This window comes from Silvibacterium bohemicum, from assembly GCF_001006305.1.
In the GTDB taxonomy this organism is placed as follows: Bacteria; Acidobacteriota; Terriglobia; order Terriglobales; family Acidobacteriaceae; genus Silvibacterium; species Silvibacterium bohemicum.
On sequence record NZ_LBHJ01000012.1, the window covers coordinates 321,321 to 339,151 of the forward strand.

Annotated in this window: 9 protein-coding genes; 3 read left to right on the forward strand and 6 right to left on the reverse strand. The window is 57.1% G+C overall.

Features of this window, described 5'->3' with window-relative positions; genetic code table 11:
* Window positions 1–39: 39 nt before the first annotated feature.
* Complete coding sequence (locus XX99_RS17755) at window positions 40–1,689, reverse strand: glycoside hydrolase family protein (protein WP_184085039.1); 1,650 nt, start codon at window positions 1,687–1,689, stop codon at window positions 40–42.
* Window positions 1,690–1,969: 280 nt separating this feature from the next.
* Between XX99_RS17755 and XX99_RS17760 the strand changes: the two genes are divergently transcribed.
* Window positions 1,970–5,341: an FG-GAP-like repeat-containing protein gene (locus XX99_RS17760; RefSeq protein ID WP_184085042.1), complete on the forward strand. Its 3,372-nt coding sequence runs from the start codon at window positions 1,970–1,972 to the stop codon at window positions 5,339–5,341.
* A gap of 77 nt (window positions 5,342–5,418) precedes the next feature.
* Here XX99_RS17760 and XX99_RS17765 read toward each other — a convergent pair whose 3' ends face one another.
* The 3 genes from XX99_RS17765 to rfbF form a co-directional block, all read right to left on the reverse strand.
* The gene (locus XX99_RS17765; protein WP_050060732.1) at window positions 5,419–6,045 is read right to left on the reverse strand and encodes a D-glycero-alpha-D-manno-heptose-1,7-bisphosphate 7-phosphatase; all 627 of its coding nucleotides are present in this window, start codon (window positions 6,043–6,045) and stop codon (window positions 5,419–5,421) included.
* A 274-nt stretch (window positions 6,046–6,319) separates the two neighbouring features.
* Window positions 6,320–7,390 carry a CDP-glucose 4,6-dehydratase gene (gene rfbG / locus XX99_RS17770; protein WP_311732240.1) on the reverse strand — a complete coding sequence of 357 codons (1,071 nt, stop codon included), beginning with the start codon at window positions 7,388–7,390 and terminating at the stop codon, window positions 6,320–6,322.
* Complete coding sequence (gene rfbF / locus XX99_RS17775; RefSeq protein WP_050060734.1) at window positions 7,384–8,154, reverse strand: glucose-1-phosphate cytidylyltransferase; 771 nt, start codon at window positions 8,152–8,154, stop codon at window positions 7,384–7,386. The genes rfbG and rfbF overlap by 7 nt, the downstream gene beginning before the upstream one ends.
* A 153-nt stretch (window positions 8,155–8,307) precedes the next feature.
* On the opposite strand from rfbF, the gene rfbH reads away from it, so the two are divergent.
* Window positions 8,308–9,666: a lipopolysaccharide biosynthesis protein RfbH gene (rfbH, locus tag XX99_RS17780; protein WP_050060735.1), complete on the forward strand. Its 1,359-nt coding sequence runs from the start codon at window positions 8,308–8,310 to the stop codon at window positions 9,664–9,666.
* 232 nt (window positions 9,667–9,898) lie between these two features.
* Here the strand turns inward: rfbH and XX99_RS17785 are convergent, their stop codons facing one another.
* Window positions 9,899–10,951: an alpha/beta hydrolase family protein gene (locus tag XX99_RS17785; RefSeq protein ID WP_050060736.1), complete on the reverse strand. Its 1,053-nt coding sequence runs from the start codon at window positions 10,949–10,951 to the stop codon at window positions 9,899–9,901.
* 150 nt (window positions 10,952–11,101) lie between these two features.
* On the reverse strand, window positions 11,102–12,763 hold the full coding sequence (locus tag XX99_RS17790; RefSeq protein ID WP_050060737.1) for a hypothetical protein: 1,662 nt from the start codon (window positions 12,761–12,763) through the stop codon (window positions 11,102–11,104).
* 826 nt (window positions 12,764–13,589) lie between these two features.
* Here XX99_RS17790 and XX99_RS17795 point away from each other — a divergent pair.
* The gene (locus XX99_RS17795) at window positions 13,590–17,552 is read left to right on the forward strand and encodes a beta strand repeat-containing protein (RefSeq protein WP_082125681.1); all 3,963 of its coding nucleotides are present in this window, start codon (window positions 13,590–13,592) and stop codon (window positions 17,550–17,552) included.
* Window positions 17,553–17,831: the final 279 nt, after the last annotated feature.

Here is a 17,831-nt window from a genome sequence, read left to right on the forward strand (position 1 = left end):
CGACGAAATTTCGCTGCGGATCTCCCACGGCGAATACGCTCACTTTTGAACATAAGGCTCGACCACGCCATTGACCTTGATCGAAGGCGAATCGGTGGTTGCCGAGATATACGGTACTTCGTTGGCCATCACCGCGTCGGGAAACTCCCAGCCTGTCGCCAGAACACCTGCGCCGGCAACGGAGCCAATTTTCGAGAATCCTCCGGCGGCCACGGGAGCCTTGATATTGCTGCTATCAAGAGCGGCGAGAACCAATTGCCCAATGGATTGCGACCCGATGTTCAACAGTTCCGAAGCCTGTGGATAGGAACCTGAATCCTCCACGGAAAATCCGTTGAATGTCAGATTCTCAATCGTCGAATTATTTTCGAGGATAATAGCGGAGACATCCGCGCCTGATTTTCTCAGGATCTTACAGTTGTTGAGTGTAAGGTTCGACCCAACCCAGGTCTGGTTACCATTCATCGGCGAGGGCCTCAAGAATCCGAAAGTTTCATTTGCCTGCTGTATGAACCAGATGATCCCTGCTCTGGAAGGGGTAAAGGTGACATTATTCACCGTGATAACTCCGAAGTTCTCGCCCATTGCCAGAACCGCTGGAGCTGTCAGATTGCAGTCCGAGATTGTCAGCGAAGCGATGGAATTTGGAAGGCTTCCGTTGTTCTGGCCGATGAAAAACCCTCCCTCCGTAAGCGTGCCGTTGCAATTGGTCACCGTCACCGTGTCAATCGTGAACCTGCCGACCGGGTCAACCGTGTAGAGGCGCATAAGGGACCAGCTGTTGAACGTGCAGTTGGTTACCGTGACCCGTGAGATATTTCCGGAATAGCCCTCCGGACAATTCAATGCGATCGAGTCGTCCCCAGTCATAAACTTACAGTTTGAGATCGTGATGTCATTCGCCGGCCCATCGAAATGAAGGCCGTCGGTACCCAGACCAAAACTCCATAGCACGCATCCGGAGACGGCAACATTGCCGACGTTTGTGAACCGGAAGTTATATGCAGGGCTGTTTACCATCACGATATTTTCGATAACGATGTTATCCAGGTTCATTAAGTTGATGCCGAAGTAGTAGACGCTATTGGTAATCCCCAGATTCAACCCGCTGGTTGAATCGCCGTTACGCCCATTTCCCTGATTCCCATTCAAGGTGAAGTTGCTGAGCGAAACATTCATCCCTCGAGGGGGGGCCGGCGGCCCCATATCGGACGGGACGGCCACGTTTGGCGCTCCATTATGGATGCCGTCATTGTTTGTTCCCGTCTTTATGAAGAAACCCGTACCACAGCCGAGACCGGCGATACTCCAGTGACCGCCAGCGGGAAGGAATAGACCCGAGATCAGAGCGCTTCCGTCGATGATGAGCGTAATAGGGTTGTCCGCGGTAGCGGCAGCCATCGCCGCATTGATGCGCGGTCCATCATCGGTGGCGGCGCCGCCGTGGTGCTTATTGCTGCCGTCCTCCAACTTGCAATCCAAGGCGCAGCCTATCTCCGATGCGCGGATATAAGTCATTCCGGGAACAGGCACCGGTGCGGCTGCCGGACCCAGGCATGGAATATTCAATTGCGAACCGCAGCCCACAAGCGAGCCACCAAAGGCTGAACCGGCGGCCAACAAGCCGGCCCCCTGTAAAAAGCGGCGCCTGTCAATTGAAATGGCGCCTCTATTGCGAATTTTTGCCACTGTCTCTCGCCCTGCCTGTGCGCCCGATCTATGACTCTGGGCTGTATCTGCCATCATTTTAGGGGGTTGAGGCGCAGAATAACCGCTCGATGCATAAATCGCAATTGATCCCGCGAAGACTCGTAAGGGCCATGCTATGATCATCTCCCCCCAACTTATCTTGAGAGCTATGCTCCGATTTGTTCAGCAGCCGAGATGTGAGCTAGTCGATGGTTATCGGTTTTCATACTCGAGGCAGAACACTCGAAAGCAAGTTCCCCCTATGCTTGGAGCTGCTTCAATGGCCGACGTACTTCGTCTCTCTGCAGTGGCGCGACCTGTTATCGACTCCTGTTTGCGGTTTTGCAATGTGCGAAGCGGGATTTTCCTTCTCGTCCTCTGCATGATTCTGTGCGGATCCTGGAGAGGCAATGCTGCGCAAGCGCAATCTGCGACATCGACAACGCTTGTCATCGCTTCGGGAACTGGGCCGGCGACGAGTGTAGCGTCCGGCAGCGTGGTGACGTTGACAGCTTCGGTGACGACAGCGTCGGCGCCAGTGAAGATCGGCCAGGTGAATTTCTGCGATGCATCCGTTGCCTATTGCACTGACATTCACCGGATCGGCACGGCGCAGCTGACGAGCGCGGGGACCGCGGTCATCAAATTCCAGCCTGGGCTCGGAAGTCACAGCTATAAGGCGATCTTTGCCGGGACGAATTCATGCCTGGGAAGCACCTCGGCTGCTGCGGCGCTATCGGTTACAGGCACGGCTCCCACCACGACGTTACTGCAAACCTCGTCCCCGTCGAGCGGAACTTACGACTTGACGGCAACAGTTTCCGGTTTCGGAAGCGCAGCGCTAACAGGCAGCATTTCATTCACGAATCTTAGCGATGCCAGCGCGGTTCTGGGCACCGCGACATTGAGTGCCGGAACGGCGGGATTGAATTTTCTGGAGCTGCAAAATATTGGCGCCCCCAACATAGCTCCAGGTGGAGGCGCGGCTGTCGGGATTGCTACCGCGGACTTCAACGGAGATGGCATTTCTGATCTGGCAGTGCTGAACAGCGGAACGTCCAGCACCGCCGCAGGCTCGGTCACAGTATTGCTGGGATCGGGAGGGGGAAACTTCAAGGCGGTTGCAGCCAATCCTGCAACGGGTCAAGGTTCGGGTGTCATCGTAACAGCCGACTTCAACGGAGACGGCATCCCCGATATCGCAGTGGCAAACGGAACGACTAACAATATCACCGTACTGTTGGGCAATGGCGATGGAACGTTTGCTGCGACACCAAATTCTCCTGCCACGGGCAGCGGCCCCAACGCGATGATTGCCTCCGATTTCAATGGGGATGGCATCCCCGACCTCGCAATAGTAAACGGAACCAGCAATACTCTCACCATTTTGCTTGGAAATGGCGATGGGAGCTTTACTCCCACAACGAACACCCAACAGACAGGTGCCGCGCCGTATTTCATTGCCACAGCAGATTTCAATGGCGACGGTATCGCCGATCTGGCATTGCTCAACAGCGACGGTGGAACCGACACTCTGACAATTTACCTGGGTAACGGAGCAGGCGGCTTCACGCTCGTCACTACCGGTCCCGGCGCGGGTACAGCCGCGGCCGCAATCGCGATCGCGGACTTTAACGGCGATGGCATTCCAGACATTGCGATCGAGAACTACGTCGTGAATGGAGCTGGATTAGATTCGACCGTGACGGTGACGGTCTCGGTGCTCCAGGGAAACGGGGATGGAACGTTTCAAGCGGAGAGCGGCGTAAGCTTCCAAAGCCAGTCAGCGAGTGCTGACGCCTTACTGGTAGCAGACTTCAATAATGATGGCATCCCGGATGTGGCTGTCGATCTGTTGAGCCAAGCCGAGGTAAGGTTTCCCAATTCCGTCGCTGTGTTGTTGGGCACCGGAAGCAGCATGTTCACGACGACGGCGATCTCATCGGAAACCGGCCTTTTTCCCGCTCCCCTCATAGCCGGCGATTTTAATGGGGATGGCATACCCGACCTCGCAACACCATTTCACGATCAAACAGTCTTTGACCCAGGCTCAGTCAATCTTTTGGTGACTTTCGATCAAACAGCAACAGCGACGGCAAGTGGAATCGCGCTGCCGCCCAGTAGTGGCATGAATGAAGTAGTCGCCAATTATCCGGGTGACAGCAACTTCAGCGCCAGCGCCTCCGCACCCGTGAGCCTGACTGCTCTCGCCGGCCCTGCGACGATAAGCGTTACCAGTTCCATAGCGAGTCCGATTTCTTATGGAACTTCGATCACATTCACCGCAACTCTCACCGGCGCCGGGGCGACTCCCACCGGCACGGTAACGTTTTATGACGGCAGTGGACAGCTGGCAGCAAGTCAGCTCCAGAACGGAGTGGCTACTTATACCTCTGCGAACTTTTCAGTAGGGACACACTCCATTGCTGCACAGTATGCAGGGGATGCTAACTATACCTCGGGCACCTCTTCAGTCTTCCCGCTGGTGGTGAAGCCAGCTAATGCAAACGTGACGATAACGCCATCATCGTCGAGCCTATCGACAGCGCAATCGCTCAACGTGACCGTCACCGTCAGCGGTGCCGCCGGCAGCCCGAGCCCTACCGGTACGGTGATCCTAAGTGGGGGCGGCATCAATGCGGCCTCGCCCAGTTATGCCTCCGCGCCAATGACTCTCGTCAGCGGAAGTGCAACGTTCACGGTCTCGGGAGCTGCGCTCGGCGCCGGACAGGACACACTCGTGGCCGCTTACACTCCTGATGCCACCAGCGCCGGCTTGTATGCTGCGTCTTCCGGAAGGACTGTGGTTATAGTGACTGGCACGGGAGCTCCTACCTTGACCATCACTCCCTCAGCGACCTCGATTACCAACCAGCAGAGTCTCACCGTCGCGGTGGCAATTGCGGGAATCAGTGGGTCTCCTGCACCTACAGGCGCAATTACGCTGACGAGTGGGTCGTATAGCGCGCAGATGACGCTTCCTAACGCTGCATTCAGCATATCAGCGGGAACATTAAGCGCTGGTTCCAATACGTTGACAGCTGCCTACTCCGGCGATGGCTTATATATGGCGTCGAGTGGGACTGCCACGGTAAATGTGTCCGATGTAGTGGTTTCCGCCACTACTCCCTCTCCTGTGACTCCGGGAAGCAGTACAACATCGACAATCACTCTAAATACCGGCAGCTCCTATAGTGGAACGCTGAATCTGAGCTGCAGTCTGACCACTCCCCCCGCGAACGCACAGAGCCTGCCCACGTGCACATTAAATCCGGCGGCCGCGACAGTTATGACCGGCGCGACGGCGACCACCAGTTTGACGGTGAAAACAACCGCTGCCGCTACTGCCTTGCTACAGCCATTCGATAGACTGCGGGGTATGGGCGGGGGAGGGCTGGCCCTTGCCGGGCTTGTCATGCTCGGAACTTCCCTCCGTCGTCGCCGCTGGCTGTCAGTGCTAGCTATGCTCGCGATTGGCATATCCGGTGCGGGAATTGGCTGCGGCGGGAATGGGAACGGTAGCGGAAGCCCCAATCCTCCGCCCACGACGGCGGCGACAACAGCGGGCTCCTATGTCTTTACCGTGACTGCGACGGACTCGACCAATTCCAGCATCACTGCTTCATCGACGGTTAGTGTCATGGTGCAGTAACTGTCAGAACTGGTTGTGAAATTCACCGGATCTCAGCAGATCGATATAGGCCATCTACTTTAGCGCACCTATAACACTTAACTTTCGGTAATCGGCGGCTCCTGCTCGAGATTACTTGCAGAACGATTTGGAGCCAGGTATTTAAACACTGCATCGCGGAGTGAATCAGAAGTAACCGTGGCGATGGCGGCGGCGCGGTCGACGCCGGGCTTCTGGACGCTTGGATCTCCGTGGATGAAGATGGTCATCATGCCTAGCCGAAGCCCGGCTTCGATATCGGAAATGGAATCCCCAACTACTACGCTGTTCGAGCCGGAGGCTTCTGGGAATTTTTTGAATGCCTGCAAAAACATCCCTGGACCTGGCTTACGGCAGTTGCATTGATCCCGGTCGTGTGGGCAATAGTAGATGGCATCGATTCGCGCGCCGCGAGAGGCTAAATGCTCGAGCAGTTGACGATGAAGTTCCGCCAGATCCTGCTCGGTATAGTGGCGAAGAGAGATTCCCCGTTGATTTGTCACCACAATCACTTTGTGGCCTGTCTTGTTTAGCCGGGCAATTGCTTCTTCAACGCCGGGAAGGATATCGAAGTACTTCCAGTTCGAAACATATTGTCCTTCGGGCGGCTTCCGATTGATGACTCCATCTCGATCAAGAAATACATACTCGATGTGTTGGAAGTCTTCAAAAGATTTCTGTGCCATATCTCAAAGTTTAGCTGAACCGTAAGCTCACAAGGGTTTCCGGGCGACACCGTGGTCCCTTCGAGCCTGCGGGCCGCGTTGCTTTGGCGCGATAGCTCTTGAAGCGGCGCCAAAGCAACGCATTACATTTACCGACAAGCCTACGACTCCAGAAAGCACTCTCTCTTCCCTATCGCTTGTCTCGGAATAGACCAGGATCAGAGGAGAGACCTGTTTTTCATCTGCCAAATTGCGCTTACGGGAGAACAACATTCCCCAAAACGCCATCAGAAGTTCACTGTGCCCGGTTCTCGTATGCAGAGATCTGCTTCAATGTGAATTCTTGCATGGGCTGGCCGTCGTTCCAGGCTCGATACCAGGCTACGGTCCATTCCAGAGCTGTTTCTATTCTCAGGCGCGGCTGCCAGTGTAGTTCGGCGCGAGCCTTGCTCGAGTCCAATCTCAAATACCTGGCTTCATGTGCGCCTGGATCGTCGGGTTGCGTCCACGCGGAGCCCGGTCCCCACAGCTCGGCTACCTTGGTGGCTACCCGGTCTACAGGCCACGCATCGTCATCCGATGGGCCGAGATTGAATGAGGTCGCGAATTCCGGCTTTGCCTCAAGCAGTCTTTCTGCAAGAAGAATGTAGCCGTGCAGCGGCTCCAGCACGTGCTGCCATGGCCGAATGGAGGCCGGCCGCCGGATCAGTACCGGTTGATTCGTGCGGAAGCCCTCAATTAAATCGGGAATCAGCCGGTCTCTCGACCAGTCTCCGCCGCCGATTACATTGCCGGCTCGAGCCGTGGCCAAGGCTACGTGATGCTGGTCGAGAGCGTCTACCGGGAAGAACGAACTCCGGTATGCCGCACAGACCATTTCCGCGCAGGCCTTGCTCGATGAGTATGGATCATATCCGCCGAGCGCATCGGTCTCACGATAGGGCCAGACCCACTCTCTGTTCTCATAACACTTGTCCGTGGTGATCGAAACAACCGCTCGTATGCTGGGCGTCTTGCGAACGGCCTCCAGCATGGTCGCCGTACCCATCACGTTGGTTGCGTAGGTCGTCAGAGGATCGGAATACGATTCGCGGACCAGCGGCTGAGCGGCCAGATGAAAGACAACCTCGGGAGCAAATTCCGCCATTGACTCTTCCAGGTGGGCTTTATCCAAAACGTTGCCCCGGATGTCGTCGACCAGCTTGCCAACTTCGCTTGCATAAAACATGCTTGGTTGAGCCAAAGGCTCAAGCGCATATCCACGAACCTGCGCACCCAGTTTTGTCAGCCAGAGAGATAGCCACCCACCCTTAAATCCAGTATGTCCCGTTAAAAAGACGCGTCGTCCGCGCCATGTATTTACCACGTTTTCCAAGGTGCCTTTCCGCTAGCCCAGAGCTCGTCGAGCCGCTGCTTATCCCGAAGTGTATCCATCGCCTGCCAGAAGCCTTCATGATAGAAAGCCTGCACCTCTTGCTGCCGGGTCAGGTTTTCAATTGGTTCGCGTTCAAACATCCAGGCGTCATTCTGAATTTCATCGAAGATTGCAGGAGACAGGACAAAGAATCCACCGTTGATCCAACCGCCTTCACCTTTTGGTTTTTCCTGGAAGGCATAGACATTGGTTCCGTCTAAGCCCAGGCCGCCGAAGCGTGCTGTGGGCTGGACTGCAGTCAACGTAACCTTCTTCCCGTGGGAGCGATGAAAAGCGATGCTAGCGCCGATATCGATGTCGCTGAGTCCATCACCGTAGGTCATGCAGAAGGCGTCCTCATCGGAGACGTAGTTTGCGACTCGTTTTAAGCGTCCTGCCGTGCCAGTGTTGTCGCCGGTATCCACCAGGGTGACATTCCATGGCTCCGCGACACTCTGATGCACGGTCATCTTGTTTTCCTGCATGTTGAAGGTGACATCGGAGGTATGAAGGAAGTAATTCGCGAAGTACTCCTTGATGATGTAGCCCTTGTACCCGCAGCAGATCACGAAGTCGTTGATGCCGTGCTGAGAATAGATTTTAAGAATGTGCCACAGGATAGGCCGCGCGCCAATTTCGACCATTGGCTTGGGGCGCAGGGTGGTCTCTTCGCTGAGGCGGGTACCAAGCCCTCCCGCCAGAATTACCGCTTTCATTTCCGCTCCTTGCAGTATCTTATCGCGTCAGCAATCAGGCGTATTGGTGGAAGTGGAGATTCATGGGAGGGGGATGGCCGTCGCCGCGCCTGCCAGGGACACTACGCTGCGTCGTCCCGGTATAGTAGTCTACTGCAAGGTTCCATGTCTCTTATGACTGAAAAATCAACACAATTGCGCAAACAGATTCTCGAATTGACGGCTCAGTATTTCGCTGAGGCCAACCCTCCGAAAGACTTTCATCCAGGCGTCTCGCCGGTTCCGGTCTCGGGGAAAGTCATCACTGGTGAAGATATCAGTTCGGTTGTGGATTCTGCGCTCGACGGTTGGTTTACAACCGGCCGCTTTGCCAGCGATTTCGAACGCAAGCTGGCTCGTTTTGTGGGGGTTCGGTCCGCATCGCTGGTGAACTCCGGCTCTTCCGCGAACCTGATTGCGCTCAGTGCTCTAACCTCGCCGAAGCTGGGCGATCGCCAGCTCAAGCCGGGCGATGAGGTCATCACCGTCGCAGCTGGGTTTCCGACAACAGTCAATCCGATTATTCAGAATCGTCTCGTTCCGGTGTTCGTTGACGTTACGCTGCCGACTTATGAGATAGACACGTCGCAACTGGAAGCTGCGCGAAGTGAGAAGACGAAAGCGATTATTGTTGCTCACACACTGGGCAATGTATTCGACCTCGATGAGGTTGTCGCATTCGCAAAAAAATATAACCTCTGGCTAATCGAAGACTGCTGTGACGCGCTGGGTTCGACCTATCGCGGGCGGAATGTGGGTACATTCGGAGATATCGCGACGGTCAGCTTCTATCCCGCGCACCACATCACGATGGGCGAGGGTGGCGCCGTGCTCACGGATAAGCCTGCGCTGCAAGTGCTGATCGATTCGTTCCGCGACTGGGGCCGCGATTGCTGGTGCGAGCCGGGCAAGGACAACACATGCGGCAAGCGGTTCGACTGGCAACTTGGCGCGCTGCCTTGTGGCTACGACCACAAGTACACCTACTCGCATATTGGCTACAACCTCAAAGCCACCGACATGCAGGCCGCATTGGGAGTTTCCCAAATCGCGAAACTGCCGGAGTTCATTGAGCGGCGCAAGGAAAATTTCACCCATCTCAGAGCCGCGCTTAAGCCGGTGGAGGAATTCTTGCTCCTCCCCGAGGCCTCGCCGCATTCCGATCCCTCATGGTTTGGTTTTCCAATAGGCGTTCGCGAAGACGCGCCATTCACGCGCGATGATCTCACACGCGCATTGGAAAACAACAAGATTGCCACCCGGCTGTTGTTTGCCGGCAACCTGGTGCGACAACCCGCCTATCAGGGTTCCGAGTTTCGAGTCATCGGCGACTTACCCAACACAAACTTCGTTATGAATAATGTGTTCTGGGTAGGAGTTTTTCCCGGATTGACAAAGCCAATGCTCGACTTCATCGCGGAGTCAGTGATTCAGTTTGTGCAGACGAGAGAATCTGCTCAACCTGCGTTCGCTGTTATGAAGAGTAGTTCGTGAACGCATTGACACTGCGTTAACTTCAGTTATCCGCAAGGTTGCGCCTTTAGCAGAACTCAGGGAAGCACCCTGTCTTGGTACTGATTACCCAATTGCGCGCCCTCGAAGACGGGGGCGCGCAATTTCTTCTTGCATCGTCGTGTTGAAAACAATCGATTCATGAAACGCGTTCTATCGAACCGAAGAGCTTCTTTTCATTTACCGGTCCGTCCGGCACTTTGCATCAGAAATTCTATCGCTGGCGCGCGGCGGTTTCGCTTGGGCTTGGTTCACTTTGATTCGGTGCATGCAGTTCGGTTCCTAGCCAACCCATGATGCCGTTGGCTCCTAGTGCTTTGGCTTCCTCGGCGCTGGTGGGATAGCGGCTTATATCACTGCTTGCTGGTGCTGCTGCGGCGATCTTGTCTCTTGCTGCTGCCGGTGTTACTGGATCGGCTAAAACCTGATCGATGCGGATCGCTCTTCCTTTCAGTTGCGGCAGATAGTCGAGAGGATCGAGTCCAGAGACTTGTTGAAGAAATTCCGGCTTCAGATACGATGCGCGCTCGGCCTCAGGAATCTGTGCAGAGCCCTTCAACCAATCGGGCCAGTCGCCCCATGGATCCATCAGGTCAAGTACGGCGATGCGAGGATCGGCAGCAGCAGCGAGAATGGCGACCGCTCCTCCCGAGCCTTGCCCAAAGATGCCGACGCGATGAACATCGAGGTCGCTCCGCGATTGCAGATAGTTGAGAATCATCTGCACATCATGCGTGGAAGTTACCAGCGCTTCTTGCAATTCGCTCACGAACCACTGCTTCATGGGCCGCGGAGCATGCAGTCGAGCCCAGGAGAGCGCAGAGGGAAAACCAGCAACCGCGAAGCCATTCTCGACCGCGCGTGCGCACCAGCGGCCCTCTTGGAACACATCGTCGTCGAAGATGTAGTTATACATAAAGAGAACGACAGGGAGCTTGTTGGCTCCGGCAGGGCGGATTACGTAGAGATCGATCGGGTCGCTGGGGCGCCACTGAAGACGCAGCAACTCGCGGGTGCATCCTCCCGGCAGATTGACCTTATTCACCAGCATGGCGCCGGGCGTCTCGAGCGGAAGCCCGCTCTTGGCCAGATCGATAGCCGTCCAGTCTTCACCGTTGTGAGTCGATGAGAGCGTCGGAGGGAAAACCGGTGCCGGCGCTGTTGTCAAGGCGGGCTGGTGCGGTGCCGGTGAGGCGGCGCTCTGCGCGTGGATGGTTGTCGATGCGAGTGCGAAGACGGCGACGGATACGAAGAGGCTGCGAAACATTGTTGCTCCTGGAGTGGAGTTTGGCGGGTCGGTTTCGGCGGAAAAGAAAGGAGCTGCACAGCCGATTGTTTGATTCAGCGAATAACGGCAGGCCCGGCTTATGAGCCGGGCCTGCTGTTGTTCACGTTCGGTTAAGTGAAGAGCGGAGGATTAGCGACGGCCGTTGACCTGGCCATTCGTGACGTGGTTGGTGGAGCAGAAGGTGCTGTTGTTCCCTGTTCCAGTGCGCAGCGGAACCACGACACCGCCCACATCGCCGCCTGCCTCAGGCAGTGCGGTGCAGTTGGTCAATGTGGTGAACTGCTTGTCGCCGTCGACATTGGTGGTGGGATAGGTCGAGCCCGACAGGCCGAGCGGGGGAGTGAAGTGCTCGCGGATCGAGGTCATGCTGGATGGAACGATGAAGTCGGGGCGCGAGGTGGTTGTGCCGAAGCTGACGAAGTCCTGTGCGGCTTTGGCAAGATTCGATACTGTGGTCGAGATAGCGGTGTTGGTGTTGATCATGCGCAGCAGCGAATAGATCGGATAGCTGCCGTTCGCTACGTTGTGCATATCCACGCATGCCAGCTCAGAGGAGCCGGTGGTCGGAATCACACCGTTGTAAGAGCATGAGGTGCTGTTGAGGGGATCGATGCTGTCAATGGTGTAGTAACCGGTGTTGGCCAGTGCGCCGAGGCCGGCGTAGTTGGCGACGCTCCAGAAGCCGTAGCCGAGATTGTTGTTGTTATCGGTGGTATTGCCGTTGGCGAAGGAGCCTACCTCAGCCAGTTCTTCGCCGGTGCCGATTGCGCGCAGACGTTCCGCACCATTGGAGGCGGTGAACTTCAGAGTGGGGTTGGCAACCTCAACGCCGCCGGAAAGGATGCAGTTCTGCTGGGCTGCAAGCTGATTTTTACCTACATCCTGCGAGGTCTGGTTCACCGTAGTGTTGGGAACGTTGTATTCCATGGTGTTATAGGTTCCCGACAGTGGCTCGCGGACAAGCACGTTCGCGGCTTCGCCTGCGGGGGTGGTGTTGGTGGTTCCGTCCAGGTAGTGAGCCAACTGCGCGCTGGTGAGATTACCGCTGGTAGCGAATCCATTGGCGTCGTCGCTGCTGTGGATCGCGACCAAAATCGCCGTGGCGCCGACAACGGTCACGTTAGGAGCAGTGGACGGAAGCGTGAATTTGACCACGTTGAACTTCTTGGTCGAAATCGCGCTGTTGATGACACCGCCGTTGGAGTAGCCCAGGCCGAGATACTGCGTGCTTCCGATGGTGGCACCGCACGGTGTGGCCAGCGCACGCGCGATTGCGAACTCAGCGTCTTCGGGACGGATGTCCGAGCCAGCCACATTTGCTACTTGTGCATTCAGCTTCGCGGCGACCGTTTCAGGCAGAGCAACTTCACTGCTGGTGCCGAGAATCAAGCCGGCCGACGCTGGATCGGTGGTGGGATAGGTGAGCGTGCATCCATTGAAGAGGCAACGGTTGCCGACCACGGAGTCAGTGTTCAAATAAGCATAGATGACGCTGGTCGAGGCAGGGCTGGCGCAGGTGCCGCCGGTACCCGGCGTCCAGGCCACCCATGCGCTGCCGCTATCGACGGCGTTGGGTGTCACGGTCGTGTCGGTAGCGGAAACGCCGGAGGAGGCGCTCCACAGGCACGATGCGTTGATCGGACCGGTGCTCAGGTGCGCGCCCAGGCCAGCTTCGAGGAAGTAGGCCGAAGAGCCGACGATCTGCAGCGATACGGTTTGTGCATGGACCTGCGACAGAGACGCTGCTGCCAGGCCCATGACAAACGACATTTTCAGGAAGTTCTTCAACATGCGATTGCTCCTAAGATTGCTCTTGGATGCTGCTTGTGTTGGGGGATGGCCTCGCATACTGGCCGGCAGCAGAACTCAAGCTGACCACGATCCGAAGCCGTTTATCCGGCTGACTCAATTGCTACAGAAGAGCGCACGCCGGTGGCTGTGAATTGGTACTACGTGCGGAGATATATGTGGTGCGAGATGCAGGAATCGTCAGGGTCCGCAACGATGCGTTCCTGACTTGGTAGACAGGAACACAGCTTCGATCTCAACAGCGCGAAATTGAATTCACCGCAATGCAACCAGGGGTTCATGGCCGCCCAACAGAGCAGCTCGGATCACGCGAAATGTTACCGGGAGAAGAAATTCAGGTTGCGAAGATACTAAGTGGAAGCACGGTTCAACGAGTTAGGGCTGCACCGGATTGTTATCCAATCGTCACAGAGCATACACCTGCTTCAGCGAAGATAAGGAGATAACAGCCGCACTCTGACAGGCGCAGAATGGCCGAGCCAAATTTTATATGGCCTTAACTTGCAGCCCCGGAGCGTTGTGTTACAAAAGCGATCTGTCGATGCTTTTTTTTAGCACGTACCTTCTGTGTATGAGCAGTTAGGTGTTTCTTATGTGCTCGCCAATTGTTTTCTCAAGTAATCTCCCTCCAAAAAAAATTGATATGCGCCGTTGAGAATCGCTACCCCTGACAGTCATTCTTACGGGTGATTCCCGGTTTCATCTTTACCTGGGCAGCGATGCGTGCATTCAGCATCGTACCCGCTTTGTGTGTCCAGGCGAATGATTACTGAGGTTATTGAATTTTTCAGGAGGCGGTGCGGATTTTATGGCAGCGAAGTTTGGTTGGCGGACGGTATTCCTGCCTTTGGGTCTGGCACTTGTTCTATTAGCGGCTGGTTGCGGCGGCGGTTCCTCTTCAACGGCGAGCAATGTAACTGCAACGCCCTCATTTAGTCCTGGTGCGGGAAGTTATAACTCCTCGCAGACGGTGACGATATCGGATGCAATGCAGGGCGCCGTTCTTTATTGCACGACCGATGGAACCACGCCTACATCCTCCTCTCCTCAGTGCGGTCAACCTACTACGGTTTTCCAGTCGGAGTTTCTGCAGGCCATCGCGGTAGCGCCGGGGAAGACCGCGAGTGCGGTTATGTCGGCGGGATACACCATCAATCTGAAGGCCGCTGCGACGCCGGCCTTTTCTCCCGCCGGCGGCACCTATGCGGGAACGCAGATGGTAACCGTCAAGGATGCGACCTCCAGCGCAAATATCTATTACACGCTGGATGGGACCACGCCGACCACGCAGTCGACGCTGTATACCGGGCCGGTCGCCATCTCGGTAACCGCAACGCTCAGCGCCATCGCGACGGCATCTGGCTATGACCAGAGCGGAGTCGAAAGTGCAGCCTACACGATTCAGGAGGGGGGATCGTCACCGACGGGGATCGCTCCGATGATTACTAGCCTGTCGCCGTCGTCGGTCTCTGCCGGCGGTGCAGGGTTCACTCTTACGGTGAACGGCACGGGTTTTACATCGGATGCGATCGTAAGCTGGAGCGGCACCGCGCTTACTACTACCTACGGGAGCGCGACGCAATTGACGGCGGCTGTTCCTGCCAATCTGATCGCGACAGCAGGTACTGCAACCGTCACGGTGGCAAATTCGGTTGGCACCTCATCGGGAGCCAGCTTTACGATCAACCCAGCTAGCTCTACGTCCCCGCCTTCCTCTGGCTCCCTTGCCATCACCAGCCTTTCTCCGTCGTCAGCATTAGTCGGGGGCGCGGCCTTCACGCTCACGGTGAACGGCACAGACTTTGCTTCGGGTGCAACTGTTAGCTGGGGCAATACGCCGCTGGTCACAACCTTCGTGAGTGCAATCAAGCTGACGGCAGCCGTCCCCGCCAGCCTGATTGCGAATGCAGGCGCTGTCCCGATAACGGTCGCCACGGCGATGAGTGGCGAGTCGCCGGCTGCGACATTTACGGTTACCGCCGGAACGCCCGGCATTACCGGTCTTTCTCCCTCTTCCGTGCAGGCCGGCGGGGCGGGGTTCACGCTTACCGTCAACGGCAGCAACTTTGTTGAAGGCGCAACCGTGAATTGGGGCAGCACGGCGCTCACCACCACCTTCGAGAGCCCCTCCCAGCTGAAGGCATCCGTTTCCGCTAACCTGATTGCGACAGCAGGCACCGTGGCTGTCACGGTGGCCACCTCGGGAGGCACCTCATCCGCGGCGAACTTCACTGTCAGCGCGCCGGGCGCTCCTACCATCACCAGCCTTGCGCCATACTCGGTTTCGGCCGGTGGTGCGGCGTTCACCCTCACGGTCGGCGGAACGAATTTCGTCTCGGGAGCGGTTGTGAACTGGGGCGGCACGGCCCTCACTACCAGCTTCGGGAACCCGACGCTGCTGACAGCGAATGTGCCAGCCAATCTGATTACGGGTACGGGTTCGACCGCGATCACAGTGTCGGAGCCGGCTGGAGCTTCCGGGGGAACGGGCTTCACTGTCAGCGCGCCAGGCGTGCCCACCATTGCCAGCCTATCGCCGGGTACGGCCTCAGCAGGCGGACCACAGTTTACGCTTACTGTGAACGGAACGAATTTCGTTTCCGGTGCGGTTGTGAGCTGGGGCGGCACTGTCCTCTCTACTAATCTGACGAGTGCGACGCAGTTAACGGCGACGGTGCCGGCTAACCTCATTGCCACCGTAGGTTCGACCACGATAACTGTGGCGGAGTCCGCCGGAACCTCCGGCGTTGCGACATACAACATTACGGTGCCGCTGCCGCAAATTGCCGGAGCCGTGTTGAGCGGAGCCGGCGCATCTGTTGTGCCGCTCGGTGGCGCGACGGTGCAGCTCTATGCGGCCGGCTCGACTGTTACCGGAGCGGCGGGTTACGGCCAGCCAGCTACGGCTCTTGGCAGTCCGGTTACCGCTGATCCTCAGACCGGGGCGTTCTCAGTGGGCTACGACTGCTCTGCTGTCCCGCCACCTGGCGATCTGTTGTACCTGGTGGCCACCGGAACCGGCAACGACGTGATTCTCATGACAGCCCTGGGGCCATGCGGAGGGCTGAGCACGGCCGGAACGGCGGCCACGATCAACGAGGTGACCACGGTTGCTTCGGCCTATTCGCTTGCACAGTTCATGACCACCGCTCCCAATGTGGGAGCTCCGGCGACCAATTATCAGGGCCTCTCCAACGCATTTGCCACCGTGAATAATCTGGTGAATGCCGCCAACGGGACTGCCCTGAGCATTACTCCGGCCTACGCGAACGGTACGGTGCCGTTTCTCAACACCAGCACGGCGCCGCAGATGCGCGTGAATACGCTGGCCGACATCCTCAATAGTTGCGCGAGCACCGGCGGCTCGGGATGCAACAGTCTCTTGAGTGCCGCCACGCCGCCTTCGGGCACCGCTCCTGCGAATACACTGCAGGCCATTCTCGACATCGCGCAAAACCCGGGCGTAAACGTAGCTACGCTTTTCGGGCTTGTGCCCGCTACGCCGCCGTTCGCGCCAGCGCTGACGTCCGCTCCGGGAGACTGGACTCTGGCGCTGACCTTCACGGGCGGCGGATTCGGCATCTCGCCCACCACATCGGGAACCGACTCGCACAACGATGCGGACGTCGGTCCCACGATCAGCACGGGGCTGGCTATCGACGCCACCGGAAACATCTGGGTGACGGGTTTCGGCGAATTTGGATATCAATCGGAAAGTCCAGAGGCGACGACCCCGATTCTTGCCGAGTTCACCAATCAGGGCACGCCGGTGACGCCGGCCACCACGCAGAGCAGCGATCCAACGCCGCTAATTAGCTACGGAGGATCTCAGATATCGGGCGGACAGGAACCCGGCTCGATAGCCATCGATACCGGCGGAAATATCTGGGTCGGGAATTTCGATTCTGACGGCGTGCTCTCCACCATAAGCCCGGGCCTTTCCCTACTAGCTAACGTAACTACGACGCACAGCATTGCGGCCCTCGCTATCGATAATAACGGCAACGCATGGGCTGGTTCTTTCAGCCAGGCTCTTGTCGAGTATGCATACTCGGCAGGAAACGCTGCTCTCCAGGCGCAGCCCTTGAGCGGGAATCAGGCCGATTACAGTGGTTTTCTCAACCTGGTTTTCGACTCATCCTTCAACCTGTGGGCCGACGCAGACTTCCCGGCCGACTTCACCGACACTGTTGAAGAAATCTCCACCACGGACGCTAGCCTCTTATACAATGCATTTCCTTCCGGGGGGTTCGCTCCGATATCACTCGCCGCTGACAATGCAGGCAACGTCTACGGATGCGGGGATCCGGCTGGAAACATCCTGGATGTTTTCACTCCCGGCACCATCGCGAATACGTTCACGATCGGAAGCCGCGGCTGCGGCCAGCAGTTACTGCTGGATGGACAGGGGCATCTCTTCGCCATCACCAACGGGTTCCCTCTCAACACGGATAACACGATCGATGTGTACACCACCACGGGGACCGTCATCTCGCCTGCCGGCGGCTACACGGGGACCAGCAGCGCGGAGCCGACAACGATAACAATCGACGGCAATCTGTCCGCTTTTTTAGATTTCAACCCCACGACCGGAGCCATCGACGGATCGGGCAACTTGTGGCTGATCAACATCGACACGTCCAACAGCGGGGGACCTTCTGGGAGCGCTGCCACCGGCAATGTGCTGGTGGAATTCGTAGGCCTCGCGGCGCCCGTGGTTACTCCTACATCGCTTGCACTGCAAAACGGACAGCTTGGAACGCGTCCGTGAGCGAAGCGGATCGATACAAGTTGTCCGATCGAACAACCGAGAGAAAGTTCCGCGTGAGCACAGCGACCGCAAGGGAGATGTGCGCAAAACTCGATTCCGCTTTCGTTACGCCCCCTCCCGGGTTTTGCCCGGGGTGGAAGAGGAGCCGAAATGTACCTGGGTACGAGGCAGCGAAAGTTCATGTCGACCGCGCACAGTGCTACCACGGGAGAGGTAACGAGGATGGGTATTTGTTACAGACCAGAGGCGAGCCTGGGAGAGGTATCGGGTTCGAGCGTT

Coding starts and splice junctions, on each gene's coding strand:
- XX99_RS17760 (WP_184085042.1), top strand. CDS start 1,970: ATGGCCGACGTACTTCGTCTCTCTGCAGTGGCGCGACCTGTTATCGAC.
- rfbH (WP_050060735.1), top strand. CDS start 8,308: ATGACTGAAAAATCAACACAATTGCGCAAACAGATTCTCGAATTGACG.
- rfbF (WP_050060734.1), bottom strand. CDS start 8,154: ATGAAAGCGGTAATTCTGGCGGGAGGGCTTGGTACCCGCCTCAGCGAA.
- XX99_RS17785 (WP_050060736.1), bottom strand. CDS start 10,951: ATGTTTCGCAGCCTCTTCGTATCCGTCGCCGTCTTCGCACTCGCATCG.
- XX99_RS17790 (WP_050060737.1), bottom strand. CDS start 12,763: ATGTTGAAGAACTTCCTGAAAATGTCGTTTGTCATGGGCCTGGCAGCA.
- XX99_RS17795 (WP_082125681.1), top strand. CDS start 13,590: ATGGCAGCGAAGTTTGGTTGGCGGACGGTATTCCTGCCTTTGGGTCTG.
- XX99_RS17765 (WP_050060732.1), bottom strand. CDS start 6,045: ATGGCACAGAAATCTTTTGAAGACTTCCAACACATCGAGTATGTATTT.